This window comes from Aquimarina litoralis (assembly GCF_019295435.1).
In the GTDB taxonomy this organism is placed as follows: domain Bacteria; phylum Bacteroidota; class Bacteroidia; order Flavobacteriales; family Flavobacteriaceae; genus Aquimarina; species Aquimarina litoralis_A.
The window spans coordinates 109,210-134,044 of sequence record NZ_WEKL01000003.1; the positions used below are offsets into that span (position 1 = coordinate 109,210).

General features: G+C 33.1%; 24 protein-coding genes. 11 read left to right on the forward strand and 13 right to left on the reverse strand.

Translation table 11 applies throughout. The annotated features are described in order from the left end of the window. The first annotated feature begins 77 nt into the window (after positions 1-77). The 5 genes from GBO31_RS02625 to GBO31_RS02645 all read left to right on the forward strand — a co-directional run bounded on the left by GBO31_RS02625 (position 78) and on the right by GBO31_RS02645 (position 5,063). A complete protein-coding gene (locus GBO31_RS02625; protein ID WP_219006758.1) occupies positions 78-1,682 on the forward strand; it encodes a DEAD/DEAH box helicase in 1,605 nt (534 codons plus the stop codon). An 81-nt stretch (positions 1,683-1,763) separates the two neighbouring features. Then, on the forward strand, positions 1,764-2,738 hold the full coding sequence (locus tag GBO31_RS02630) for an alpha/beta hydrolase family protein (protein WP_219006759.1): 975 nt from the start codon (positions 1,764-1,766) through the stop codon (positions 2,736-2,738). A gap of 126 nt (positions 2,739-2,864) precedes the next feature. After that, complete coding sequence (locus tag GBO31_RS02635; protein ID WP_219006760.1) at positions 2,865-4,139, forward strand: metal-dependent hydrolase family protein; 1,275 nt, start codon at positions 2,865-2,867, stop codon at positions 4,137-4,139. 57 nt (positions 4,140-4,196) lie between these two features. Then, a complete protein-coding gene (locus GBO31_RS02640; protein WP_219006761.1) occupies positions 4,197-4,463 on the forward strand; it encodes a hypothetical protein in 267 nt (88 codons plus the stop codon). A 165-nt stretch (positions 4,464-4,628) separates the two neighbouring features. Beyond that, complete coding sequence (locus GBO31_RS02645; RefSeq protein WP_219006762.1) at positions 4,629-5,063, forward strand: TlpA family protein disulfide reductase; 435 nt, start codon at positions 4,629-4,631, stop codon at positions 5,061-5,063. A 5-nt stretch (positions 5,064-5,068) separates the two neighbouring features. Here GBO31_RS02645 and GBO31_RS02650 read toward each other — a convergent pair whose 3' ends face one another. Beyond that, complete coding sequence (locus GBO31_RS02650) at positions 5,069-6,229, reverse strand: gliding motility-associated C-terminal domain-containing protein (RefSeq protein WP_219006763.1); 1,161 nt, start codon at positions 6,227-6,229, stop codon at positions 5,069-5,071. Between the two features lie 296 nt (positions 6,230-6,525). Here GBO31_RS02650 and GBO31_RS02655 point away from each other — a divergent pair, with 296 nt between their 5' ends. After that, complete coding sequence (locus GBO31_RS02655) at positions 6,526-7,032, forward strand: hypothetical protein (protein WP_219006764.1); 507 nt, start codon at positions 6,526-6,528, stop codon at positions 7,030-7,032. Positions 7,033-7,107: 75 nt separating this feature from the next. Here GBO31_RS02655 and fabD read toward each other — a convergent pair whose 3' ends face one another. The 3 genes from fabD to GBO31_RS02670 form a co-directional block, all read right to left on the reverse strand. After that, positions 7,108-7,989: an ACP S-malonyltransferase gene (gene fabD / locus GBO31_RS02660; RefSeq protein WP_219006765.1), complete on the reverse strand. Its 882-nt coding sequence runs from the start codon at positions 7,987-7,989 to the stop codon at positions 7,108-7,110. A gap of 327 nt (positions 7,990-8,316) precedes the next feature. Then, positions 8,317-9,168, reverse strand: coding sequence for a fructosamine kinase family protein (locus tag GBO31_RS02665; protein WP_219006766.1), 852 nt, complete (start codon positions 9,166-9,168; stop codon positions 8,317-8,319). An 8-nt stretch (positions 9,169-9,176) separates the two neighbouring features. Continuing rightward, positions 9,177-10,127: a dihydrofolate reductase gene (locus GBO31_RS02670; RefSeq protein ID WP_219006767.1), complete on the reverse strand. Its 951-nt coding sequence runs from the start codon at positions 10,125-10,127 to the stop codon at positions 9,177-9,179. Positions 10,128-10,204: 77 nt separating this feature from the next. On the opposite strand from GBO31_RS02670, the gene GBO31_RS02675 reads away from it, so the two are divergent. Both GBO31_RS02675 and GBO31_RS02680 read left to right on the forward strand, forming a co-directional pair. Beyond that, positions 10,205-11,287 (forward strand): aminotransferase class V-fold PLP-dependent enzyme, encoded by a 1,083-nt coding sequence (locus GBO31_RS02675; RefSeq protein ID WP_219006768.1) that lies wholly within the window; start codon positions 10,205-10,207, stop codon positions 11,285-11,287. Positions 11,288-11,411: 124 nt separating this feature from the next. Further along, the gene (locus GBO31_RS02680; protein WP_219006769.1) at positions 11,412-11,708 is read left to right on the forward strand and encodes an isoamylase early set domain-containing protein; all 297 of its coding nucleotides are present in this window, start codon (positions 11,412-11,414) and stop codon (positions 11,706-11,708) included. 28 nt (positions 11,709-11,736) lie between these two features. Here the strand turns inward: GBO31_RS02680 and GBO31_RS02685 are convergent, their stop codons facing one another. The 9 genes from GBO31_RS02685 to GBO31_RS02725 all read right to left on the reverse strand — a co-directional run bounded on the left by GBO31_RS02685 (position 11,737) and on the right by GBO31_RS02725 (position 20,031). Further along, positions 11,737-12,018, reverse strand: a complete 282-nt coding sequence (locus GBO31_RS02685; protein WP_219006770.1) for a DUF427 domain-containing protein — start codon at positions 12,016-12,018, stop codon at positions 11,737-11,739. A gap of 24 nt (positions 12,019-12,042) precedes the next feature. Beyond that, complete coding sequence (locus GBO31_RS02690; RefSeq protein WP_219006771.1) at positions 12,043-13,017, reverse strand: L-histidine N(alpha)-methyltransferase; 975 nt, start codon at positions 13,015-13,017, stop codon at positions 12,043-12,045. Positions 13,018-13,030: 13 nt separating this feature from the next. Further along, a complete protein-coding gene (gene egtB / locus GBO31_RS02695) occupies positions 13,031-14,200 on the reverse strand; it encodes an ergothioneine biosynthesis protein EgtB (RefSeq protein WP_219006772.1) in 1,170 nt (389 codons plus the stop codon). 100 nt (positions 14,201-14,300) lie between these two features. Next, entirely contained in the window at positions 14,301-14,729 is a 429-nt protein-coding gene (locus tag GBO31_RS02700) for an energy transducer TonB (protein ID WP_219006773.1), read from the reverse strand. A 24-nt stretch (positions 14,730-14,753) separates the two neighbouring features. Further along, a complete protein-coding gene (locus GBO31_RS02705) occupies positions 14,754-15,578 on the reverse strand; it encodes a thymidylate synthase (RefSeq protein WP_219006774.1) in 825 nt (274 codons plus the stop codon). Positions 15,579-15,735: 157 nt separating this feature from the next. Beyond that, the gene (locus tag GBO31_RS02710; RefSeq protein WP_246615751.1) at positions 15,736-17,496 is read right to left on the reverse strand and encodes a NupC/NupG family nucleoside CNT transporter; all 1,761 of its coding nucleotides are present in this window, start codon (positions 17,494-17,496) and stop codon (positions 15,736-15,738) included. Between the two features lie 53 nt (positions 17,497-17,549). Continuing rightward, on the reverse strand, positions 17,550-18,170 hold the full coding sequence (locus GBO31_RS02715) for a bifunctional nuclease family protein (protein WP_219006775.1): 621 nt from the start codon (positions 18,168-18,170) through the stop codon (positions 17,550-17,552). A gap of 87 nt (positions 18,171-18,257) precedes the next feature. Then, the gene (locus GBO31_RS02720; protein ID WP_219006776.1) at positions 18,258-19,226 is read right to left on the reverse strand and encodes an electron transfer flavoprotein subunit alpha/FixB family protein; all 969 of its coding nucleotides are present in this window, start codon (positions 19,224-19,226) and stop codon (positions 18,258-18,260) included. A gap of 58 nt (positions 19,227-19,284) precedes the next feature. Then, positions 19,285-20,031, reverse strand: a complete 747-nt coding sequence (locus GBO31_RS02725; RefSeq protein WP_219006777.1) for an electron transfer flavoprotein subunit beta/FixA family protein — start codon at positions 20,029-20,031, stop codon at positions 19,285-19,287. 163 nt (positions 20,032-20,194) lie between these two features. On the opposite strand from GBO31_RS02725, the gene GBO31_RS02730 reads away from it, so the two are divergent. The 3 genes from GBO31_RS02730 to GBO31_RS02740 all read left to right on the forward strand — a co-directional run bounded on the left by GBO31_RS02730 (position 20,195) and on the right by GBO31_RS02740 (position 24,785). Next, positions 20,195-21,172: a pyruvate dehydrogenase complex E1 component subunit beta gene (locus GBO31_RS02730; protein WP_219006778.1), complete on the forward strand. Its 978-nt coding sequence runs from the start codon at positions 20,195-20,197 to the stop codon at positions 21,170-21,172. A 376-nt stretch (positions 21,173-21,548) separates the two neighbouring features. Then, complete coding sequence (locus GBO31_RS02735) at positions 21,549-24,047, forward strand: DUF5686 and carboxypeptidase-like regulatory domain-containing protein (RefSeq protein ID WP_219006779.1); 2,499 nt, start codon at positions 21,549-21,551, stop codon at positions 24,045-24,047. A gap of 207 nt (positions 24,048-24,254) precedes the next feature. Next, positions 24,255-24,785 (forward strand): inorganic diphosphatase, encoded by a 531-nt coding sequence (locus GBO31_RS02740; protein WP_219006780.1) that lies wholly within the window; start codon positions 24,255-24,257, stop codon positions 24,783-24,785. Positions 24,786-24,835: the final 50 nt, after the last annotated feature.

Consider the following 24,835-nt stretch of genomic DNA (forward strand, 5'->3'; position numbering starts at 1 on the left):
TTATTCCATATATAAAATCGAATAATCGTTTCTTCCCAATTGAAGATACGGAGGTTTTTATTATTCCGTTAGAATGGATGACTCGTTATAAAAAGCTAGCAAATTTTAGCTCGGTAAAAGACGATAAGATCCTTGTTAACAAAAGTAATTATACGCTTTTAACAGAACTAGTTCCTCCAGAAGAAATAGAAATTAACAAGAATCCAGAAACAACATATGAACCTTCGCCTAAGTTAAAAGCCACATTACGCCCCTATCAGGAAGAAGGTGTAAAATGGCTAGTAAAACATCAACAAAATGAATTAGGGGCTTGTCTTGCAGATGACATGGGACTTGGAAAAACCTTGCAAACCATCGCTGCATTAGTTTTTACCAAAGAACTTTTAACTCCTGCACCAGAATCCGTGCAAACCATTCGATTAGATCTGTTTAGTGATCCTTTAGAAGTAAAAACATATCTAAAAGCCTTAATTGTATTACCATCCTCATTGGTTTTTAACTGGGCACAAGAAATATTAAAATTTGCTCCTCATTTAACCATCACAAAATATACAGGAAGTGAAAGAAAAAAGATACTGCCTTATTTAGAAACGTATGATGTCATCTTAACTACTTACACTACTCTATTAAAGGACATTAGTCAACTTCAAAAAACGAATTTTAACTACATTATTACTGACGAAAGTCAACAAATAAAAAATAAAGAATCTAAGATTTTTAAAGCCATTAATGAAATACAAGCAACACATAAAATTTCATTAAGTGGTACTCCTATAGAAAACTCATTATCCGATCTTTGGTCGCAAATGGAATTTATCAATCCTGGTATGCTAGGCAGTTTTCCTTTTTTTAAAGATCATTTTAAAATTCCCATAGAAAAACACCAAAATAAAGAAAGAATTGAAGAGCTTAAGTTACTCATTGATCCATTCATTTTAAGAAGAACGAAGGAACAAGTTGCAAAAGATTTACCCGATGTTTCTGAACAGATCATCTATACAGAAATGCTTTCTGCGCAGGAAAAAGCATATGAATCTCAGAAATCAGCAGCTAGAAATTTACTATTAGGAATTGATACGACTGCAACGAACAAAATTCATATACTTAACACACTTACTAATCTACGGCAACTAGCAAATCATCCTAAATTAGTTAATGTTACAACCGAAGATCCTTCTGGGAAATTTAAAGATGTGACTTCGTATTTAGAAACTTTGGTTAGGTCGAACAAAAAAGCTTTGATTTTTAGCTCTTTTGTAGGTCATTTAGAACTTTATAAAGAATGGTGCCAATCTCAAAACATTTCTTTTACAAGTCTTACCGGACAAACTAAAAGCTCTGATAGAGAAAAAATAGTTCGGGATTTTCAAGAAAACGACTCTATTTCTTTATTCTTTATTTCATTAAAAGCAGGTGGAGTTGGATTAAACCTCACAAAAGCATCTTATGTTATATTATTGGATCCTTGGTGGAATCCTTTTATCGAAAAACAAGCTATTGCCCGTGCACATCGTATAGGGCAAAAAAATAATGTGATGGTCACTCGATTTATCACTAAAAATACAATCGAAGAGAAGATATTACAATTACAAGAAAGAAAACAAAACCTTTCTGAAGAAATTATAGATATAAATGCTATTCCGGATTATATTGAAAATGATTTAGAAGAATTGTTAAAGTAACTCATGTCCGATCAACTTAATAGAAATCATACAGGTTTCTTGTAATAAAATCTCTTTTCGTATGTCTTTTAAAGAAAAAAAATGAAACGTATTCTAATTCTTTTACTACTTATTTGCAACTTCAGCGCCTGTTCTTCTCAAGAAGAATCATTAATCATAGAGCAACAAAAAATCAACTGGAAAGACTATCCAAACTTGTATACGGATCAATCAAAATCAAAGTTTAAAGATAGGCTCCATTTCTTGGAAAATGTGGATATGTATGAGATATCATATATGAGTGACGGTTTAAAAATTCAGGCTTTTGCAGCAATTCCTAAAAAAGAAGGAAAACATCCAGTGATCATATACAATCGTGGCGGTAACCGAGATTTTGGTGCATTACAATTATTCAGAGGAGAAATGAAACTTCCTGCGGCCTATGTATTCTCTAAATTAGCAAGCGAAGGTTATGTAGTTATCGGATGTAATTACAGAGGTTCGGGTAAAAGCGAGGGGATGGAAGAATTTGGCGGTAGCGATGTCAATGATATATTAAATCTCACCAAAGTAATTGAAGAGCTACCAAAAGTTGATACCACTCGTATAGGAATGTATGGTTGGAGTCGTGGTGGTATGATGACGTATATTGCTTTAACTAAAACCGATGTAATTAAAGCAGCAGTAGTAGGAGGCGCAAAATCTGATTTACGAACCATTGATCGCCCAGAAATGGAAAAAGGAGTATATGAAGAATTAATTCCTAATTACCTTCAAAACAAAAAAGAGGAACTAGAAAAAAGATCTGCCATTGTTTGGGCTGATAAATTTTCTAAAAATGTACCCATCTTATTATTACATGGCAATTCGGATTGGAGAGTAAAATCTACAAATTCACTGCAGTTAGCACTAGAATTTGAAAAATACAGAATTCCCTATCGACTAAAAGTATATGAAGGAGCAGATCATGGTATCACTCAATTTAGAGATGAAAGAGATCAAGATGTTTTGAATTGGTTTGACACATACCTAAAAGGAGATACTCCTCTACCAAACATGGAGTTTCATGGCAGATAACAAATATCAAATTATTCGATTTCTAAAAGAATTCTTAATCTATCTATGAGTTTAATGATTTTATTTTAAATTGTTTGATTATTAATACACAAACTCATTCACAAATAACTTTATATTTTTAAACTTATGAAACTTGTCTATACCTTGCTTTTTGCAATAATAAGCAGTACCCTATTTTCACAAGACACTTATATTCATTGTGGAAAACTAATTGATACAAAAACAGGAAAAACTCTTACTGAAAGAACCATTATTGTTTCCGGAAATAAAATCACAAAAGTAGAATCAGGATATACAAACGGAGAAAGCAATGATATAATTATAGACCTTAAGGACAAAACGGTAATGCCTGGTCTAATTGATATGCATGTGCATATGGAAAGTGAATCCAATCCGAAAGCATATTTAGAACGTTACACACACAACGACGCAGATGTTGCTTACAATTCGGTAGGATTCGCAAAAGCTACCTTGTTAGCTGGATTTACTACAGTAAGAGATCTTGGAGGAAGCGGTGTAAACATCTCTCTAAAAAAAGCAATCGCCCAGGAAAAAATTATAGGACCACGAATTTTTACTGCCGGTAAGATTATATCCAGTACAGGAGGCCATGGAGATCCAACCAATGGAAGTAAAAAATCCATTATCGGAGATCCAGGACCAAAAGACGGTGTTGTAAATGGTATAGAAGATGCAAAAAAAGCAGTAAGACAACGTTATAAAAATGGGGCAGATCTCATTAAAATTACAGCAACAGGCGGCGTATTAAGTGTCGCAAAAAGTGGTTCTAACCCACAATTTAAGCTAGAAGAAATAAAAGCAATTTGCGAAACAGCTAAAGATTATGGATTCCATGTTGCTGCTCATGCTCATGGAGATGAAGGTATGCAACGTGCTTTAAATGGAGGAGTAACAACCATCGAACATGGAACCTTAATGAGTACTAAAACGATGGACTTAATGAAAAAAAAGAGAGCCTATTTAGTACCGACAATTACTGCTGGTAAAGAAGTAACCGAAAAAGCAAAAATTGATGGTTATTATCCCTCGATCATTGTTCCTAAAGCTTTAGAAATAGGACCGAAAATCCAAGATACTTTTAAAAAAGCTTATAAACGAGGTGTACGAATCGCGTTTGGAACAGATGCGGGAGTTTTTAAACACGGAGAAAATGGAAAAGAATTTGGATATATGGTCGAAGCAGGCATGCCTGCTATCACTACTATTCAATGTGCGACTATCGTAAATGCCAAAGTACTAAATATGAGCAAGGAATTAGGACAGATAGCTCCTGATTTTCTTGCTGATATTGTAGCAGTAAATGAAGATCCAAGAAATAATATTAAAACTATGGAAAATGTAGTTTTCGTTATGAAAAATGGAAAAGTATACAAACAATAATTTTGTTATACAGACTACTCTTATATCAAAAGATTAATGAACAATTGAAGATTATTAATGGATAAAAGTGAACTCTCTAAACTAACGGATAAAGAATTATTAGTCCTTAAAAAGAAACTGAAGAATTCAAAAATATTTCACGCTACTTTTATTGGGTTTCTGGCAGGAATCTTGGTTGTTGGAGTTGTAGGGTGGAGCGTAGCAAAAAACCCCTTGGGACTTATTCCAATGCTTTTACTTGCTTTTTTGATTTACAGAATAGTCAAAAATTCCAAAAAAAATAAAGCATTAGAAGACATTCTAAAAGAAAGAAATTTAGATTAAGGAATTCTAAAAACGTAAGACTAACCTAAAAGTGTGCTCCAAATTTACTAGACGAATATTAAATTGAAGTTCAAATAATACTGGTTAGACAATATGAAAAAAACAATTAATTATATTCTCCTTGGTTTAATAGCCCTTTTCGGCCTCTTTTATATATACACCAAAATGGGAACAGCTACTCATGGCGAGCAAGCTCCAGATTTTGAAGCTACTTTAATTGATGGCTCTCCTTTTAAATTATCCGATTTACAAGGAACATATGTATTATTAGATTTTTGGGGATCTTGGTGTCCACCTTGTATAAAGGAAAGTCCTGAATTAGTAGCACTACATAAAAAGCATTCAAATCAACTTACTATAGTAACAGTTGCCCTTGAAAAAAATTTAAAAACCTGGAAAAAGGTAGCCGACAAATATGGATATACCTGGAAGCATCAAATTGTAAATCAAAATCGTTTTGTGTTATTATCCGATATAGCAAGAAAATACGGTGTTTCAGAAATACCTACTAAATTTTTAATCTCTCCAGATGGAACACTTTTAGGGATGTATTCTTTTGAACAAATTGATAAGATACTTACCAAAAAGGATAAAGATTAAGTTTTTTATCTACTGATGTATAAATATCCAGCTCTATCTTTAGCTCCTTTAAGATTCAATACATAGTAATATGTTCCTTCTGGCAATTTTGAATCTGCAGATACTGTAGCCCTTCCTTCAGAAATCCCTGCAAAGTTTTGGTCCGTATGATATGCTTTCTTTTGAAAAACTAATACTCCCCATCTGTTATAAATTGACAATTCATTATCTGGAAATTTAGCTAAACCTTGAATTTTGAAAGTATCATTATACCCATCTCCATTAGGTGAAACCGCAGTAAAGATTTGTAAATCTCCATCTAATAATCTGTTAGAAGATCCAAAAGTTAACACTTCATAATCATTTGGGTTTATAGAATCAGAAGAGATTTCTCCATTATTTAAATCACCGCTTACGGATGTATTCCCCAAATTCACCCACTTCTTTAAAGCTTTACTCCATCCTACAACTCTTAAATCTTCTATTTCCCCTACCAAAGTTGGAATATTACTATTACTATCCCAAGTCAAAGTAACTTTAGTTTCCTTATCTCCATCTAAATCCCAAAACTCGAAAATACTCACTCCAAACAATAATTCTTCATGTTGCTCTGTATCGAATCTTTCTGCGAAGAAGTTTGGTGAATTTGGATTTTCAAAGAAATAAGCTGCTCTTGCAGTATTAGTAGCCGCATTTGCTTCTATTTTTATTGGTCTTAATCTAAAATCATCTCCAACAGGAAAAGAAAAATCTAAATCTCCAGTAGTTGTCGCATAACCATCTACATATCTATCATCACTTTCTCCCAAATATGGAGTATCATTCATATAGTCTAAAGAAATAGTTTTCTCATTTTTATCTGTAATTACTCTTCCATTTACAAATTCTTGAAAGTTAGTAACCCCTACTCCAACTTCTAAAATTAAATCTTCTTGTACATCAATCTCTACATCATGAAAAACAGGCTTATTATCTCCCGAAACAGTTAAACTACTTTGATTATAGAAACCAACTTTCCCTACGTTATTATCAAACGCTCCATCATTGACAACATTAATATGAAATCCAATTTGACCACCATTATGAACTTGAGCATTTCCAAAATTATGAAAAGCGTCTTGTGCTATTCCTGTAAAACCAGCTGCTATCGTAAGTATTCCTGTTAGTATTGATCTTAAATTTGACATTTTATTTGGGGTTTTTCCTTTTTCTTTACTGTAAAGATAGTTGAGGGAAAACCGTATTATTAGCTTATCTGGATAGAGCACCAATTACTATCTATGAATGGAAAAATGCTCCTGTTAAACGGTTATTTCACCATTTAACGAAGTAAACATCGACGAATGGTATCGACGAATCGATGAATTTTTTAATACTTAGTTAGCCTGACCGAATATCAACAAGATTTATTTAAGAAAAACATATAAAAGGTTAATAGATAGTATCTTCGTAATTATTCAATCCTAAGGAAATTATTATGGTTATGAAATATCAAATCATTAGACTTATAGTTTTTATTTTTTTTCTAAATCAATCGATTTCTGCACAAGAATCTAATCTTGAAATATTCCAAAATCTTATGAATAAAGAATGGAAAGCAGAAGGGAAATGGGGTAATGGAACCGTTTTCAAGCAAGAAATTATATTCAAGTATGATTTAAACAATACTTTGGTAATAGCTCGATCAAAGGGATTTACAAATCAAGAACAAACTGAATATGGATGGCGGAATCATGGCATACGAAAATTCGATACCAAAAGTAAAACTTTAAGATTTTGGGAGTTTGATATTTTTGGAGGAGTTACAGAAGGAAAAATAATAATCGATGGAAAAAACATACTTTATCAATATCAATACGGAGAGTCATTAGTAACCGATATGTGGGAATATGTCGATGACAACACCTATAATTTTAAAGTAGGATCTTATGAAAATAAGACTTGGAAACAAATATATCTAGAAACCCAGTTTAAAGCCGTTTCCATGTAGCATCTTAATTTTAACAAAAAACCTCTAAACGAATTTACGTTTAAAGGTTTTTTGAAATAATATTTGAAATTTCATTTAGATCGAGGCAGAAATTGTTTCCATTGATCGATCTACCTTTTTAACCAATCCAGACAATACTTTACCCGGTCCAACTTCGGTAAATGAAGTAGCACCGTCTTTCATCATATTTTGTACACTTTGTGTCCATTTTACAGGAGCCGTTAACTGTGCTATCAGATTCTTTTTAATTTCTTCTGGATCCGTTACTGCTGTTGTCGTTACATTCTGATAAATTGGACATTTAGGAGTACTAAATGCTGTAGCCTCAATTGCTGCAGCTAATTCTTCTCTTGCAGGCTCCATTAAAGGTGAGTGAAATGCTCCTCCAACAGGTAATACTAAGGCTCTTCTAGCTCCTTTTTCCTTAAGAATTTCGCAAGCCTTTTCTATAGCTGCCACTTCTCCTGAAATAACTAATTGACCTGGACAATTGTAATTTGCCGCAACTACAATTCCGTCAATTTCTTCACATACTTTTTCTACAACCTCATCCTCTAATCCCAAAACTGCTGCCATTGTAGAAGACTGTAATTCACATGCTTTTTGCATTGCTAACGCTCTTTTTGAAACTAATTGCAATGCGTCTTCAAAATTCAATGCGCCGCTAGCTACTAAAGCAGAAAACTCTCCTAAAGAATGCCCAGCAACCATATCTGGCTGAAAAGTATCACCCAATACTTTGCTAAGAATCACAGAGTGTAAAAATATTGCTGGCTGCGTAACCTTTGTTTCTTTTAACTCTTCCGCAGTACCTTCAAACATGATTTTAGTTATTTCAAAACCTAAAATATCATTGGCTTTATGAAAAAGTTCTTTTGCTACTTCTGAATTTTCATATAAATCCAGTCCCATTCCTGAAAACTGAGCCCCTTGACCTGGAAAAACATATGCGTTCATGTATTGTGTCTTTTAAAATTTTAACAAAAGTAACTATAAAGTTAAAAGTGATTATTATGAAGCTATAGAATTTTAACCAATCTGAAAACGAATATCGAAATGTACCACCATAGACAGGAGGATCTATAATTCCCATTATGACTGAAAGTCTTCTTTTTTTGACATCAATTTTGTTCTTAGCTTTTTGCGCTTGGCTATTAGCTTTTAAAAGCTAATAGCCAAGAACTAATTGCCAACAGCACTCGATAACATTTGTAGAAACTAAAAGTAAAATACACTATAGTGTATAGTTTTAACTATTCCTGAGACCAATAAAACATATAGTAATTATTGATATCTGTTAATAATCTGCTGTACACGATTATAATAGGAACTTCCAAAAATATTAAGATGGACTAATACATAATACAACTGCCAGAGAGACATTCTGTCTTTCCAATTTCCCTGAAGTGGATAGATCTCATTATAAATCAAGAACAATTGTGGGTCAAACCCACCGAACAGATGCATCATAGCAATATCCATTTCTCTAGGAGCGTAAGCTACTGCGGGATCGATCAAAGACGGAAACCCTTTAATACCTATTGTATAATTCCCATTCCAAAGATCTCCATGAATAAGACTTGAGAGTTCATTAGGTATTTCTTTTTCAATATTTTTATAAAAAACATCCAGATTTTGAAAAGAAAAGCCTTTTTGAGAAGCTAAAATAAACTGTGGTTGCAGTCTTTGGGTAATATAGAAATCAACTGATGAGTTACATAACTTATTATACTGCCATAGACTTCCGATATAATTATCACTTTCAAAACCAAAATGAGATGTTGAATTTTGATGCAATGAAGCCAACTGAGATCCAAATATTTCCCAAAAATCTTTATGTTTTTCTTGAGGTTGAATATATTCTAATAATAAAAATGAAGTATCGCTCAAAGCCCCAATTCCTAAAACTTCTGGAATGGTAAATGTTTTTGTGTCTCGAAGCACTTTTAATCCTTGTGCTTCTTTTTCGAACATATCTGGAAAACGTGAAGCACTATTCTTTTTAACAACTACTTGTAGATTAACTGTATCAAGTAAATAAACATCATTAATATCACCACCGGAAAGCGGTTGGCTTTGCTTCACCTTATCATTTAGTAAATCTTCAATGTATTGTATTTGAAGGGCTGATAACAAAAGAGAAATTACTTTTTCCTGTATGTTAAATACGTAAATCCATATTCATGTCGATCATCTGCACTATGTAATTCTTTATTTTCCAAAATCCATAGTCCAGGATCAATTTCTGGAAAAAAAGCATCTGCTTCAAATCTCCCATGAACTCTTGTGAGCTCTATACTATCGGCATACTCCAATCCAATCTTATAAATCTCTCCACCACCAATTATAAATGGTTGAGGATCATCTTTTGCAATTTCTAGCGCTTCATCCATAGAATGCACCACTATAACTCCTTCAGGTTTATATTCTGGATTTCTTGTAATTACTACATGCACACGATTTGGTAATGGTTTCGGAAATGATTCAAACGTCTTTCGTCCCATAATAATATGGTGTCCAGTTGTTAATTGCTTGAAACGTTTAAAATCATTTGGCAAATGCCAGACCAAATCATTGTCTTTGCCTAGTGCATCGTTTTCTCCAGCAGCGGCAATCATTGTAATGTTCTGTTTCTGCTTTTTGACAGGAGTTACTACCTCTTGAGTGGTTTTAGATTGCCCTTGTATGATAAAGTCTTCCTTCTTTTTTAAAAGTTCATCTTTAGGATACATCTTATCAACATCTTTCTGAATTAGTTCTATTTCTGCCTTTTGCTTTGCAATCAAACGCTCCATTTGTCTACTAGTCCAATCCGTACCCATAAATTTATGGAACAACCAAACATTACAAAAGTGCAGAACAAATAAAAATGCCCAACAAATAACCGCTACAACAGACCAATTCAAGCCAAAAAAAGTGATCTCTTTACCAAAACCAATTAAAAAATCGAAGATCAACAAGAATAATACTCCCACTAAAAACACAATAAAATGTTGAAATAGCCTTTTTTTCTGAACAACACGTTTACGAGCATGTTCATATAATTCCCTTTGAACTGGATCAATTTGTGGAGTATCTTTTCTTTTTGAAAACATTTTAATAGTACCTTAGTAATGCTTGATTAATCTCAAAGTAAATATAAAGGTTTTGCTAAAAAGCCCTAAACGAACTTATGAAGAATTTACAAAAAGAATTTCCCGTACTATCTCAAAACACCTACCTTAACACCGCTGCATCAGGATTATTATATGATTCATTACTAGATTATAGACAGGAGCATGATCTTGATTTTTTGATTGGAGGAAGTATGTTTCGAGAAAGGCAAGAACAATTTCTAAATACAGTTAGAAATTCAGTTGCAGATTTTTGTGGTGGTTCATCTGAGAACACTGCCCTAACTCCTAATTTTTCTATTGGGTTCAACACTGTCTTAAACGGTTTAGAAAAGAATAAAAAAGTGTTATTATTAGATGAAGATTATCCCTCAATAAATTTTTCTGTAAAAAATAAGGGATTTAATGTGTACTATGCTAAAGTTAATGCTTCACTAGAACAAAACATTTCAGACGCAATTGCCGAACATTCACCAGACATTTTTGCTTTTAGTTTAGTACAATATATAAGTGGAATTACTATCGATCTAGATTTTTTGAAGGCTCTAAAACTAAAACATCCAAATTTGCTGCTCATTGCAGATGGAACACAATTTTGTGGAACAAAGGTTTTCAATTTTGAAAAATCTGGAATTGATATTTTAGGATGTAGCGGTTATAAATGGTTGCTAGGTGGTTATGGAAACGGCTTTTTAATATTCAAAGAAGGAATTTTAAAAAGTATTACACCTAAAAACTACATAGAAACTGCTACGAATACTTCTTACGACTCTTCGTATACTAATTTAAAAGCAAGATTTGAATGTGGTCATTTGGACACCTACAATTTCGGGAGTTTACAATTTTCACTACAATTTCTGTCTAAAATAGGTCTTTCGAAAATTGAAGACAAAATTACCCAGCTATCGAGCTATGCTAAAAATGAGTTTATGAACTTAGAGCTATTAGATCAAGATGTTATACAAAGAAAAAATCATAGTTCGATTTTCAACATTAAAGGAGATCAAAAATTACATAATACCCTTAAAGAAAAAGATATTATTACCTCTCTCCGAGGAAATGGTATCAGGGTAAGTCTTCATTTTTATAATTCTGTAGATGATTTAAACCAACTTGTTGAAATACTACATCGTTATCGTTAACATTTAATTGTTAATTGTTCATTAAATTATTGAAAATCTGACTCTTTCCACTTTTGTTTTTTAATGTTTTGTATTAATTTAACAGATAATTTTATTAACTAAAGATTAATTATAAACAAGAATTATGGCAATAACCAAACAATATCTAAAGTCAAAACCAATTTGTAAAGTTACTTTTTCTGTTCCTGCAAAAGAAGCTACTAGTGTTTCTGTAGCTGGGGAATTTAACGAGTGGGATACGAAAGCAACAATATTGAAAAAATTAAAAAACGGTACGTTTAAGGGGACTTTAGATCTTCCTAAAGATCAAAAGTTTGAATTTAAATATGTAGTAGATGGAGAGTGGACAAATGAAACGGAAGCTGATGGATATCAGTGGAATGATTTTGCTGCTGCTGAAAATAGCTTACTAGTACTATAATTATAAAACATAAAAATTGAGGTTGTAATTATTCTACAACCTCAATACCTTTCCAAAATGCTACATATCCTTTGATTTGCTTGGCTAAATCACTTGTTTCCGGATAGTACCATGCAGCATCTTTGTTTTCCTTACCATCAACAGATATGGTATAGTAGGATGCTACACCCTTCCAAGGACAGTTAGTATGAGTTTCGCTCGATTTAAAGAACTCTTTTTTTATCGCTTCTGGAGGAAAATAATGATTATTTTCTATCACTTTTGTATCATTGCTTTCTGCAATCACTTGATTATTCCATATAGCTTTCATAATTTTTATTTTTTAATTATTTGTCTATTCTGACTTCTTAAATACATAGTTTTTATAATACTTGTCTTTATCTGAAAAAGCATCTGTAATAACAAATCCTGATTCTTCTGCCAGCCACTTAACTGTATCATCATCATACTTTTGAGAAATTTCTGTGTGAATACTTTCCCAGGCTTCAAATTGAACTTGTAATTCCAAACAATCAATATCTACCGTCTGTTTTTTTGTGCTCACCAAATAACTTTTTGCCGTACCACTTTCTGGATCATATACCTCCCAATGGATAAAAGCGTCTAAATCAAAATTACCTCCAAGCTCTCTATTAATTCTGGTTAAAATATTTTTATTAAATGCAGCTGTTACTCCAGTTTTGTCGTTGTAAGCATCTAAAACTTTCTGCGGATGTTTCTTTTGATCAAATCCAATAAAAACTTCATCATCAGTATTCATTACTGAATTCAATTTTTTCAAAAATTGAATTGCTCTTGGATGCAGTAAATTACCAATATTAGATCCTAATACCATGATTACTTTTTTTCGATCACTGATATGTTTTAATCTATCTAATACTTCAAAATACTCTCCAATCTGACCTTGCACCTGAAGCTCTGACAATTCTGATGCAAGATTATCTACTAATCCATCTATCGCATGTTTACTAATATCAATCGGATGATACGTAACTGGATAGCTCTCTTTTAATAATTCTTTTAGTAGGACTTTGGTTTTTTTTCCATCACCGGCACCAAGTTCGATTAAATCAAAACCTTTCTTACTAGCATCAAAACTCTTTAAAATATTAGTCTTATGTAATTGAAAAATATCATATTCCGCATTTGTAAGATAATACTCAGGTAAGTCCATTATCTTTTGAAAGAGTTTATCTCCTAATTCATCATAAAAAAACTTAGAAGACAGATATTTTGGAAAACTGGTCAATCCTTCATGTACTTCTTTTCCGAAAGTACACATTAGTACATTTTGATCTTTTGAACTCATCTAAAAAAGGGGATTATTTACTTTTTACTAATCGCAATCCATTGAATTGCCATCTTAGCTGTGGGTGAAAAAAATTACGATATGTTGGCCTTGTATGATTTTGTGGAGTTGCAATGGATCCTCCGCGAAGTACTTTTTGATTTACCATAAACTTCCCATTATACTCGCCAAGTGCTCCTGGAGCTTTTGAATAATTAGGGTATGGTAGATAAGCACTCTCAGTCCACTCCCATCGTAATCCCCAATCAAAAAATTTGTGAGCGACTTCCCATTCAAATTCTGTTGGAAGACGTTCTCCTTTCCATTGTGCAAAGGCAAAAGCTTCATAATAAGAAATGTGTGTTACAGGTGCGATTAGGTCAAGTGTTTTCAATCCTTGTAACGTATATTGTTGATACTGACCATCCATTTTATGCCAATATAAGGGACTCTTTATCTGTTTGGAGTTAATCCAATCCCAAGCCTCTGCATGCCATAATAGACTATCCTCATATCCTTTATCTGTAATAAAATCTAAATACTCCTTGTTTGTTACTAAACTATCTGCGATACTGTAAGCTTCTAAAAATACTTTATGTACACCTAACTCATTATCATAACAAAATTCATCTCCTTTATAACCTATCTCATAAATACCTTCATTTATATCATGATAAACATTTGAAGAATTTATATTTGGACTTTCACTAAAGGTATCGCTGTATTTTGGCAATAAAGGGTTGTTCCCTAATATAAATTTAATATCAGTAAGTAATAGCTCCTGATGTTGTTTTTCGTGATGAATACCAATCTCTAGGAGAGATCTCAACTCTTCACTAACATTAATATCTTCTAACAAAACTTGTAGATGATTCGTTACATAGTCCCTATATTCATATACTTCATTCACTGTAGGGCGAGATAGATTTCCTCTATTCGTTCTCACTACACGTTTTCCAATACTTTCATAATAACTATTAAATACGAAAGCGAAATCTTCATGAAATCTCTTATAATCAGTTTTGTATTTAGTAAGAATAAATTCTTCGAAGAACCAAGTAGTATGTCCTAAATGCCATTTCGGAGGAGAGACATCAACTATGGGTTGAACAACATAATCCTCGGTTTGAAGAGGAGAACATATTTCTTCTGTATGAGCTCTTGTCTCTAATAAAGAAGAAAGCAAATTATCAGTAATTACCATAAAAAAGAGTGTATCCGATTTACGAATACACTCAAATTTAATGCTTTTTACGCTGTCATCATTCAACAACGGAGTTAATCCAATGTTAAATAATAGAAGTTTATTTCTGTGGTTTTACAAAAGTAATCGGCACCTCATACGCTATGGCAATTGGTTTTTTACCCCACTTCCCAGGTTTCATTTTAGGAATAGCACGAACTATTCTAACCGCTTCTCTTTGCAAATGCCTATGTCCCCCTTTTACATCAATTACTTCTGCTTTACCTTTATTATTAATAATAAATTCTACTGTAACTGTACCAGCTAAACCATCTTTCAAAGCTTCTTCAGGATATCTAAAATTACTTATAATGTGCTTTCTCAAATTATTATCAAAACACTTTATAGGAGTTTGTCTAGATTTTTCACACTTAGGCCACATCGGTGTAATTCCTTTCTCATTTGCATTTTCTTTGGACAGGATAATATTATCCTGAGCAAAGGCAAAAGTGGAACATAAAATCGTTATAATAAGTAAAAATTTCTTCATAGTATTTCAGTTTAAATTTGGGGGCTAAACTGCAACTGCACCTTTAATATGAGGGTGCGGATTATAGTCTTCCAAAGTGAAGTCATCAAAAACAAAGCCAAAAATATCTTTCACCTCAGGATTGATCTTAATCGTTGGTAATTTTCTTGGTGTTCTTGACAACTGCAATTCTAATTGTTCTTTATGATTATTGTATATATGGGCATCTCCAAAAGTATGAATAAATTCCCCTGCTTCATAACCACAAACCTGTGCCATCATCATAGTAAATAATGCATATGACGCGATATTAAAAGGTACTCCTAAAAATATGTCTGCACTTCTTTGATATAATTGACAAGACAGTTTTCCATCAGCAACATAAAATTGAAAAAATGCATGACAAGGAGGCAAGGCCGCCTTACCATTAGCTACATTTTCAGAAAAAGACTTTGACGTATCTGGCAAGACACTTGGATTCCAAGCAGATACCAACATTCTCCTGCTATTAGGATTGTTTTTCAACGCTTCTACAATTTCCTGTATCTGATCAATTTCATCTCCATTCCAATTTCTCCATTGATACCCATAAACAGGTCCTAGATTACCATGCTCATCTGCCCATTCATTCCAAATACGAACACCATTTTCCTGTAGATACTTAACATTTGTATCTCCATTCAAGAACCATAATAACTCGTATATTATAGATTTTAAGTGTAGTTTTTTGGTGGTAACCATTGGAAAACCTTCACTCAAATCAAAGCGCATTTGATAGCCAAAAACGCTTTTAGTTCCTGTTCCCGTTCTATCACCTTTTTCGTTTCCATTTTCCAGTACATGACGTACCAGATCCAAGTATTGCTTCATATTCCCTTTCTGACTTTCTTTTGAGTTTGTTAAAGTTATACTAATTCCGTCAAATATACGAAAAATAGGTAATGGGAAATCGTTAAATAATCAGATTATGAAATACTTGTAAAAGTTATTCTTGTATTATGGTTTTAACAAAAAAAATGATCTTATTTTAACCAATAATCATTCCTGCTATTGTTGCAGATAAAAGCGAAGCAATTGTACCGCCAATTAGTGCTTTCATTCCGAACTCTGACAATGTTTTTCGTTGTCCAGGAGCAAGGGATCCAATACCACCAATTTGTATTCCTATAGATGCAAAATTCGCAAAACCACACAACATATACGTTGCCATAATTACTGACTTATTATATGTTAAATGAATAGGATTTGTAGGGTTTTTCAAATCTGCTAATTGTATGTAACCCACAAATTCACTAGCAGCGAGTTTTATACCTAGAAGTTGTCCCATCAGCATCATATCTTCTTTTGCTACTCCTATCAACCACATCAATGGTGCAAAAATAGTTCCCAAAATAGATTCTAAAGAAAATCGATCATAAGGTGTGTTTTCCGCTATAAAGGAATTAAAAGTAGTTATTTCTCCAACCCAACCCAAAATTCCATTAAGCATAGCTATCATAGCCACAAATACTAATAACATAGCACCAACATTTGCTGCCAATTTTAATCCCTCAGTCGTACCATTAGAAATAGCATCTAAAACATTAGAACCTATTTTATCTTGAGTGACTTCTATATTTGAATCAAATTCTTCTGTTTGTGGATACAAGATTTTGGATATCACTATTGCTCCTGGAGCTGCCATAACAGAAGCAGCCAACAAATGCTTAGCAAAAACTAACTTCAAAGCTTCATCATCCCCACCAAGAAACCCTATATAAGCCGCTAAGACTCCACCAGCTACTGTTGCCATTCCTCCAACCATAACCAAAAGTATTTCAGAACGATTCATTCTTTCTAAATACGCTTTGATCATTAGTGGTGCCTCTGTTTGACCTAGAAAGATATTTCCAGCAACACTCAAACTCTCAGCTCCTGAAATTCTTAACAACTTGGTAAGAATCCAAGCTAAAAGCTTTACAATTTTTTGAATTATTCCAAGATAAAAAAGTAAAGATGTCAATGCGGAAAAGAAAATAATAGTAGGTAAGACTTGAAAAATGAAAATGAAACCATAAGAGTTAACATCCATAATACCTCCTAATAAAAACTCACTTCCCGCAACTGTATAATTAAGTATTGCTACAAAAATTGCTCCAACAAACTCAAAAGCCGCTTGGACAAAACCAACTTTAAGTACTCCAAACGCCAATAATAGCTGAGCTACCAACCCTATAATTGTTGTTCTCCAGTTAACAGCTTTTCTATTATTACTAAAAAGGTAAGCTATCAATAGCAGAACAATCATACCTAACGCTCCTCTCCAAAGACTTGAAAAGGAAAAACCTTGACTTGCAATAATTTTATCCTTAATAGTTTCCAGTTTGACAAATGTTGGATGCGATTCTGAAATCAAGGAAATTACTTCACCACCCTTTCTAAGAATAAGAGAATTTGACGACTCCTTGATTACCTCGTAATATACATCTACAACTTTAGGGACCTTTTGTTTTAGAACGATTAAATCATTGTTCTGAATCCAATAACCACTTGTAAAAACTCTATTAACCAAAGAACTATAAGTTCCATCATCATTCAACTCTAAGAAATCCTTTCCCCTAATAAATGGTATATTATTGGAAATACTATCTGGATAACTAAAGTATGATTTATAATCAGAAACCTGCCAAAAAGATACTCGTGAAAAAGTCTTTTTATTAGAAACTCCAACAGCATCCTTATGTGTTTGCGCTGAGATTATTGTAAAAGCAAAAAATGATAATAGGAAAGATAGTAATCCTTTTTTCATAAAAATAAAAGTAACATTATAATATTTCGAGATGAAAACAAGTAAAAGTCAATTTACCCTCTTTTTGAAATTTCATCTCTTATTCTAGCAGCTAATTCATAATCTTCGTTAGCCACTGCCTGTTCTAACATACGATTTAGCTCTTCTAAAGACAAGTCCTGATAGCTGGTTTCTTTACCCACCATTTCCACATCATCAGAAACCAGTTCGTCAACCAAAAGGCTTTCTGATGAGCTATCTTCATCATCCTTTTTAGGATTGACTTTCAAATAAATACCTGCTTGATCAAGGATATTTTTATAGGTAAAAATCGGTGCTTGAAAACGAAGTGCCAATGCTATTGCATCGCTAGTTCTGGCGTCGATAATCTCTTCGATTTTATCTCGTTCACAAATGATGCTCGAATAAAAAACACCATCTACCAACTTGTGAATGATCACCTGCTTTACAACCACATCAAATCGATCTGCAAAGTTTTTAAATAAATCGTGAGTTAAAGGTCTAGGAGGTTTGATTTCCTTTTCTAAAGCTATTGCAATAGATTGGGCTTCAAACGCACCAATTACAATCGGCAATTTCCTTTCACCATCTACTTCACTTAAAATTAGTGCATACGCCCCATTTTGGGTTTGACTGTAAGATATTCCTTTTATGTTCAGACGAACTAAACTCATAGTAATTTCAATAAAAAAAAGGCTGTTTGAACAAATGGACTTTTTCCTGAGTTCAAACAGCCCTTGATTGGGCACAATTTATGAAAATTATGCGTTATTCGCCTTAAATTCCTTTAATTTTTCAATTAACTGAGGTACTACCTCAAAGGCATCACCTACAATACCATAATCTGCTGCCTTAAAGAATGGAGCTTCTGGGTCATTATTAATTACTACTTTTATCTTACTAGAATTAATTCCCGCAAGGTGTTGGATTGCTCCAGAAATACCTACCGCAATATATAAGTTTGTAGCTACTGGTTTTCCAGTTTGACCAACATGCTCTCCATGCGGTCTCCACCCCATATCACTAACAGGTTTTGAACAAGCTGTTGCAGCACCAAGTACGTCTGCTAACTCCTCTATCATCCCCCAGTTTTCTGGTCCTTTAAGACCTCTACCTCCAGATACCACAACTTCAGCATCTGCAATAGAAACTTTATCTGTTGCCTTATCCACAGAAGTTACATTAACAGCAAAATCTTCTTCTGATAATGACGGATCAAAACCTTCTCCAGCAGCTGCTCCAGATGCTTCTTTTAAACCAAATGCATTACTAGACAATCCAACAATTTTAACATCTGTTGAAATTTCGGTAATGTTAAATGCTTTATTTGTGAAAGCTGTTCTTTTTACCGTAAAAGGTGAAGCACTTTCCGGCAGTGCTACTACATTAGAAGCATATCCTGCATTAAGATTAACTGCTAAAAGAGATGCTAAAAACTTACTATCAGCACTAGAACTAACTACCACCACCTTTGCAGCTTCCTTTTCAGCAGCTTGCTTTAATGCATCTGCATATGCCTTTGCATTAAAAGTACTTAACTTATCATTTTTAATTTCTAATACTTTATCTACTCCGTATGTTCCTAATTCACTACTATCATCTACATTAACGCTAACAGCAGTCACTGTAGTGCCAAGCATATTAGCCACTTCTTTTGCATACGATGCAACTTCAAAAGCAGCTTTTTTTAATTTTCCTCCTTCGCTTTCTGTATATACTAAAACTGACATATTTATTTTTTTATGTGGAACCTTTATAATAAGGTTTTACTTTAAATTTTTTATATTCTTAGATAGCTTTTGCCTCGTTATGCAATAAATCTACTAATTGCCCTATGTTATCTGGAGAAACCAACGTAACATCTCCTTTTGGTGCAGGTTTCTCAAACTTAACTGCTTTAGTTTCCTGAGTTGCTTCAACTGGCTCAACAACAGTAAGAGGTTTTTTACGTGCCATCATAATTCCTCTCATGTTCGGAATACGAAGATCACTTTCTTCTACTAAACCTTTCTGTCCACCAACAACTAATGGTAATTTTGTTGTAGAAGTTTCTTTTCCTCCATCAATCTCGCGAACAGCAGTAACCGCATCTCCTTCTATTTCCAGACCGATACAAGTATTAATAAAGTTAGCACCTGTAAGAGCGGCTAACATTCCTGGTACCATTCCTCCATTGTAATCTATAGATTCTCTACCTGCAATTACAAGGTCATATCCTCCATCTTGTACAACTTTAGCTAACTGTTTAGCAACATAAAAACCATCTGTAGCTTCAGTATTTACTCGTATCGCATTATCCGCTCCAATAGCTAAAGCTTTTCTTAAAGTAGGTTCTGTTTCTGCTCCTCCAACATTTACAACATCTACAGATGCTCCTTGTTTTTCTTTGAACCACATAGCGCGCGTTAATCCAAACTCATCATTAGGATTAATTACAAACTGTACTCCATTTGTATCAAACTTAGTATCTCCTTCTGTAAAATTAATTTTAGAAGTAGTGTCTGGTACATGGCTAATACATACTAATATTTTCATTTTATATAGGTATTTTTTGAGAATTTAATAATAAAAGCGAAGGTACAAATAAAATGTCGAATTTACTATGCATGCATAATAAATTTTTCAATTTTCTGTATTTGGTAAAGGCTTTTAATTGCTACTTTTGCCTTTCGTGTAGCACAAAAATAATTATTTATAAATGAAAACGATACAATTCAGAGAAGCTATTTGCGAAGCAATGAGCGAAGAAATGAGACGTGACGAATCTATTTATTTAATGGGTGAAGAAGTTGCTGAATATAATGGAGCTTATAAAGCCAGTAAAGGAATGCTTGATGAGTTTGGGCCAGATAGAGTTATAGATACTCCTATCTCTGAACTTGGATTTTCTGGTATTGGAGTTGGAAGTGCCATGAATGGCAACCGACCTATTATTGAATTTATGACATTTAACTTCTCGTTAGTTGGAATTGATCAAATTATAAATAATGCTGCCAAAATGCGTCAAATGAGTGGTGGTCAGTTTAATATCCCAATTGTTTTTAGAGGTCCAACTGCTTCTGCAGGGCAACTAGGAGCCACACATTCGCAAGCTTTCGAAAATTGGTTTGCTAACACACCTGGATTAAAAGTTGTTATCCCATCGAATCCTAAGGATGCGAAAGGATTGCTAAAATCCGCTATCAGAGATGATGATCCTGTTATTTTCATGGAAAGCGAGCAGATGTATGGTGATAAAGGAGAAGTTCCTGAAGGAGAATACACTATTCCTCTTGGAGTTGCCGAAACTAAAAGAGAAGGAAATGATGTAACAATTGTATCTTTTGGTAAAATTATTAAAGAAGCTTATAAAGCTGCCGATGAGTTAGCAAAGGAAAATATCTCTTGTGAGATCATCGATTTAAGAACAGTAAGACCTTTAGATTTAGATGCAATTTTTGTTTCCGTTAAGAAAACTAATCGATTAGTGATCTTAGAAGAAGCTTGGCCTCTTGCTAATATTGCTTCAGAAATCACTTATCAAGTTCAATCGAACATTTTTGATTATTTAGATGCTCCAATTATTAAAATAAACACAGCTGATACTCCTACACCATATTCTCCAGTTTTATTGGAAGAATGGTTACCAAATAGCAACGATGTTGTTAAAGCTGTCAAAAAAGTGATGTATAAGTAAAAAGAACCTTTTTTCTTTGCGATTCGAATTCTGAGTCGCTTTTTATAAATGTTGGCTCGAAATTTGATAAAACAATGTGAGTTTGCACAATCAATGAATAGGGTACTTTGAAATACTAACACAATAATGTCACCGTTGAAATCTTTTGTATACTTGGGTATGCAAAAGATTTTTAAATTTGAAGGGCAAAAGTGGTAGGGTATTTTTTTATTGATGTGTTTTAGATAAAAAAACAACATTTAAAACTGACTGAACAATATAAGATTCAGTACTGGTAAACTTTTAAAAGAAAAAGAGAGTGAAATTTCTTTTCGGTTACGATTATGCCAGTATTTTAGAATTTATGTTTAGTCTGAACTATTTTTAAAAATATTAGATGAGATATTGGGTTTTAGGGTTTTTACTTTTTACATTAAGCAGTTCCTCAATTTTTGCACAGACCAAAGTAAGCGGTCACGTTTACGATAGCAACAAACAAGCAGTTCCATTTGCCAACATTGTTTTTGTTAATTCCACAATAGGTACAATTACCGATGAAAATGGTAAATTCTATATGGAATCGGACCAAAATCATAGTAGTATCAAAGTTTCTTTTATTGGTTTTGAAACTAAGACCATAAAATTATCCAAAAGAACTACCTATAATATGGAAGTTATTTTGGAAGAAGAAGCCGCTTCTCTTGATGAAGTAGTAATCTACAAAGGAAAAACTTCCAAGAAAAATAATCCTGCTATTGATATACTTCGTAAAATTTGGGAAAACAGAAGAGAAAATGGTGTTAAGAAATTCAAACAATACAATTATGACAAGTATGAGAAATTAGAGTTTGATCTTAATACTATTGATAGCGCTTTAGTAAACAGTAGGATTTTTAACGGTATGGAATTCATTTTTGAAGACATTGATACTTCTCGAATTACTGGTAAAACCTACTTACCTATATTCCTTAACGAAGCAATTTCTAAAGTATACGGAGATAATGAAATAAATGAATTGAAGGAAGTCCTCAAAGGAAACAAAAATGCGGGATTTAGTGATAATCAGACATTAATAGCCTTTGTAAAAGATTTGTATTCTGATTATGACATCTACGATAATTATTTAAAATTTTTCGATAAGAGTTTTACTAGTCCATTATCAAGAACCGGGATTAATGTATATAATTATGTTTTAACTGATAGTGCATACATCGGAAACAAATGGTGTTATAATATTGTTTATTATCCAAGACGTAAAAATGAGCTTACATTTAAAGGAGACTTTTGGGTAAATGACACGACTTGGGCAATTAAAGAAATTAATTTAGAGGTAACCAAGAGTGCAAATATCAACTGGGTAAAAGATCTTTATATTGAGCAAGAATTTGATGTACTTAATGATTCGATCTTTTTAATAACAAAAGATTATTTTCAATCTGATTTCGCTTTTAACAAAAAAGAAAAATCAAGAGGGGTTTACGGAAAGAGAACAACGCTATACGACAATTATAAATTCGATCAGAAAAAAGACAGAAAGTTTTATCAAAGTCAGGTAGATCCTTATAATCAAGACATTTATAATCGTGATGATTCTTTCTGGGCGAATGCCAGAATGGAGGATTTAAACAAGGATGAAAAGAAGGTATATAAACTTCTGGACACCCTTAGAACGGTAAAAGCTTTTAAAAGACTGTATAACATAGGAACCATTTTAGCTACAGGTTATGTAGAATTTAATGGATGGGATTTTGGTCCATTATTCTCTACTGTAGGATTTAATGCTATTGAAGGTTTTAGATTAAGAGCTGGAGGTAGAACTTATTTCACTGCAAACGATCGATGGAGAATTGAAGGATATGGAGCTTATGGTCTAAGAGATAATAAATTCAAATATGGAATTTCTGGAAAGTATCTTGTAGACAGAAAATCGCGACTAATTGTTTCTGCTGGTAATCGTAGAGATGTAGAGCAGCTGGGAGCCAGTTTAACCAATACCAATGATGTTGAAGGTAGAAGTTTAGCTTCTTCCTCAATTGTGGCAACAGGAGACAATAATCGTCTTACTTCTATAAATTTATCCGCATTGTCTATGCAAATTGAACCGAGGAAAAATTTCACTATTGGTGTTGCGGGATCCTATAGAACTTTAAAACCTGCGGATAGAGATTTATTTAGCCTAGATTTCTTTGATCCTGATACTGGAGAGGTAAAATCTGAAATTACCCAAGCAGAAATATCTACTACGCTAGCCTATTATCCAGGACGAAAAACTACAGGATATGGAGTAGATAAAATCACTGTTAATGATGGAGATTACGCACAATTATTCCTTAATTATTCTGTTGGTCTTGATCATATTTTGGAAAGTGATTTTGAATATCAGAAATTACAATTTTTCTACCGTCAGCCATGGAATATTGGTGGATTTGGGGTTTTAAATAGCTCTATAGAATTAGGTAAAACATTTGGCGAAGTACCTCTTGGATTGTTAAGTGTCGTTCCTGGTAACCAAACTTATTTATCTATTCAAAATACATTTCCATTACTTAATTTTTATGAATTTGTCACGGATACATATGCTGCTGTGCATATTGAGCATAATTTTAATGGTAGAATCTTCTCCAGAATTCCTTTATTACGAAAGCTTAACCTTAGAGAGTTGGTAGGTGTAAGAGCGGTTTGGGGTGAATTATCTGATGAAAATATTGCCTTAGATGCTTCAGGCTTCTTACAAAATGTTGGAGCTCCAAATGATGAAGCATATTGGGAATATAGTCTTGGCGTTGGAAATATTTTCAAAATATTTAGAATTGATTTTCACTTTAGAGGTAATTATTTCGATAATCCAGATGCTCGTGATTTTGGAGTTACAGGGTCTTTTGGGTTCTATTTTTAGCATCTAATCCCATCATAAACTAAGTTTAAAAACCAAACTAGGCGACATTAATTTATTTTATAAAATTGGAGAATTGGTTTTTACGAAAACCTTTTAGGTTATCTAATCATTAAAAATTAGTAAAAAACAGTGTTATTTTTGGTTATAAATTTTAACCAACCCCTTGTAATACTTATCTTTGCCGCCCATAAAAATGAGAATTAGAATATGAGCGCAGCAACTCGCGAAAGTTTCGATGTACTTATCGAAATACCAAAAGGAAGTCGTAATAAATATGAATACGATTTTGATATAAAGAAAATCCGTTATGATCGTATGATCTTTTCATCTATGATGTACCCAGCTGATTATGGTTTTATTCCAGAAACGATGGCATTAGATGGAGATCCTTTAGATGTACTAGTTTTAGTTACGGAACCTACTTTTCCAGGATGTGTAATTGAAGTAAAACCAATTGGAGTTTTCCATATGACAGATGAAAAAGGTCCTGATGAAAAAATCATTTGTGTACCTGTTGCTGATCCTATAGCAAGTCGTTTGGCAGATCTAAAAGAAATGAACCCGCATTTAATTAAGGAAATAGAGCACTTTTTTCAAGTATACAAAGATCTTGAAGAAAAGAAAGTTGATGTTGGTGGTTGGGGCAATATTGATGAAGCAAAAGAAATCATTAAAGCTTGTGTAAAGCGTTTTGAGGATTTACCAGATAAACCTAAAGGGTTATTTAGYATATACTAAAGTAAGCCTATAAAATACTAAAAAAGCGCAATGTTTATTCTAAAACATTG

Excerpts from the sequence above, each read along its gene's own strand:
- GBO31_RS02730 (WP_219006778.1), top strand. The coding sequence starts at position 20,195 with ATGAAAACGATACAATTCAGAGAAGCTATTTGCGAAGCAATGAGCGAA.
- GBO31_RS02670 (WP_219006767.1), bottom strand. The coding sequence starts at position 10,127 with ATGTTTTCAAAAAGAAAAGATACTCCACAAATTGATCCAGTTCAAAGG.
- GBO31_RS02685 (WP_219006770.1), bottom strand. The coding sequence starts at position 12,018 with ATGAAAGCTATATGGAATAATCAAGTGATTGCAGAAAGCAATGATACA.
- GBO31_RS02675 (WP_219006768.1), top strand. The coding sequence starts at position 10,205 with ATGAAGAATTTACAAAAAGAATTTCCCGTACTATCTCAAAACACCTAC.
- GBO31_RS02680 (WP_219006769.1), top strand. The coding sequence starts at position 11,412 with ATGGCAATAACCAAACAATATCTAAAGTCAAAACCAATTTGTAAAGTT.
- GBO31_RS02650 (WP_219006763.1), bottom strand. The coding sequence starts at position 6,229 with ATGTCAAATTTAAGATCAATACTAACAGGAATACTTACGATAGCAGCT.
- egtB (WP_219006772.1), bottom strand. The coding sequence starts at position 14,200 with ATGGTAATTACTGATAATTTGCTTTCTTCTTTATTAGAGACAAGAGCT.
- GBO31_RS02635 (WP_219006760.1), top strand. The coding sequence starts at position 2,865 with ATGAAACTTGTCTATACCTTGCTTTTTGCAATAATAAGCAGTACCCTA.
- GBO31_RS02640 (WP_219006761.1), top strand. The coding sequence starts at position 4,197 with ATGGATAAAAGTGAACTCTCTAAACTAACGGATAAAGAATTATTAGTC.
- GBO31_RS02690 (WP_219006771.1), bottom strand. The coding sequence starts at position 13,017 with ATGAGTTCAAAAGATCAAAATGTACTAATGTGTACTTTCGGAAAAGAA.
- GBO31_RS02630 (WP_219006759.1), top strand. The coding sequence starts at position 1,764 with ATGAAACGTATTCTAATTCTTTTACTACTTATTTGCAACTTCAGCGCC.
- GBO31_RS02725 (WP_219006777.1), bottom strand. The coding sequence starts at position 20,031 with ATGAAAATATTAGTATGTATTAGCCATGTACCAGACACTACTTCTAAA.
- GBO31_RS02625 (WP_219006758.1), top strand. The coding sequence starts at position 78 with ATGACTCGTTATAAAAAGCTAGCAAATTTTAGCTCGGTAAAAGACGAT.
- GBO31_RS02710 (WP_246615751.1), bottom strand. The coding sequence starts at position 17,496 with ATGAAAAAAGGATTACTATCTTTCCTATTATCATTTTTTGCTTTTACA.
- GBO31_RS02720 (WP_219006776.1), bottom strand. The coding sequence starts at position 19,226 with ATGTCAGTTTTAGTATATACAGAAAGCGAAGGAGGAAAATTAAAAAAA.
- fabD (WP_219006765.1), bottom strand. The coding sequence starts at position 7,989 with ATGAACGCATATGTTTTTCCAGGTCAAGGGGCTCAGTTTTCAGGAATG.
- GBO31_RS02655 (WP_219006764.1), top strand. The coding sequence starts at position 6,526 with ATGAAATATCAAATCATTAGACTTATAGTTTTTATTTTTTTTCTAAAT.
- GBO31_RS02715 (WP_219006775.1), bottom strand. The coding sequence starts at position 18,170 with ATGAGTTTAGTTCGTCTGAACATAAAAGGAATATCTTACAGTCAAACC.
- GBO31_RS02705 (WP_219006774.1), bottom strand. The coding sequence starts at position 15,578 with ATGAAGCAATACTTGGATCTGGTACGTCATGTACTGGAAAATGGAAAC.
- GBO31_RS02700 (WP_219006773.1), bottom strand. The coding sequence starts at position 14,729 with ATGAAGAAATTTTTACTTATTATAACGATTTTATGTTCCACTTTTGCC.
- GBO31_RS02645 (WP_219006762.1), top strand. The coding sequence starts at position 4,629 with ATGGGAACAGCTACTCATGGCGAGCAAGCTCCAGATTTTGAAGCTACT.
- GBO31_RS02735 (WP_219006779.1), top strand. The coding sequence starts at position 21,549 with ATGAGATATTGGGTTTTAGGGTTTTTACTTTTTACATTAAGCAGTTCC.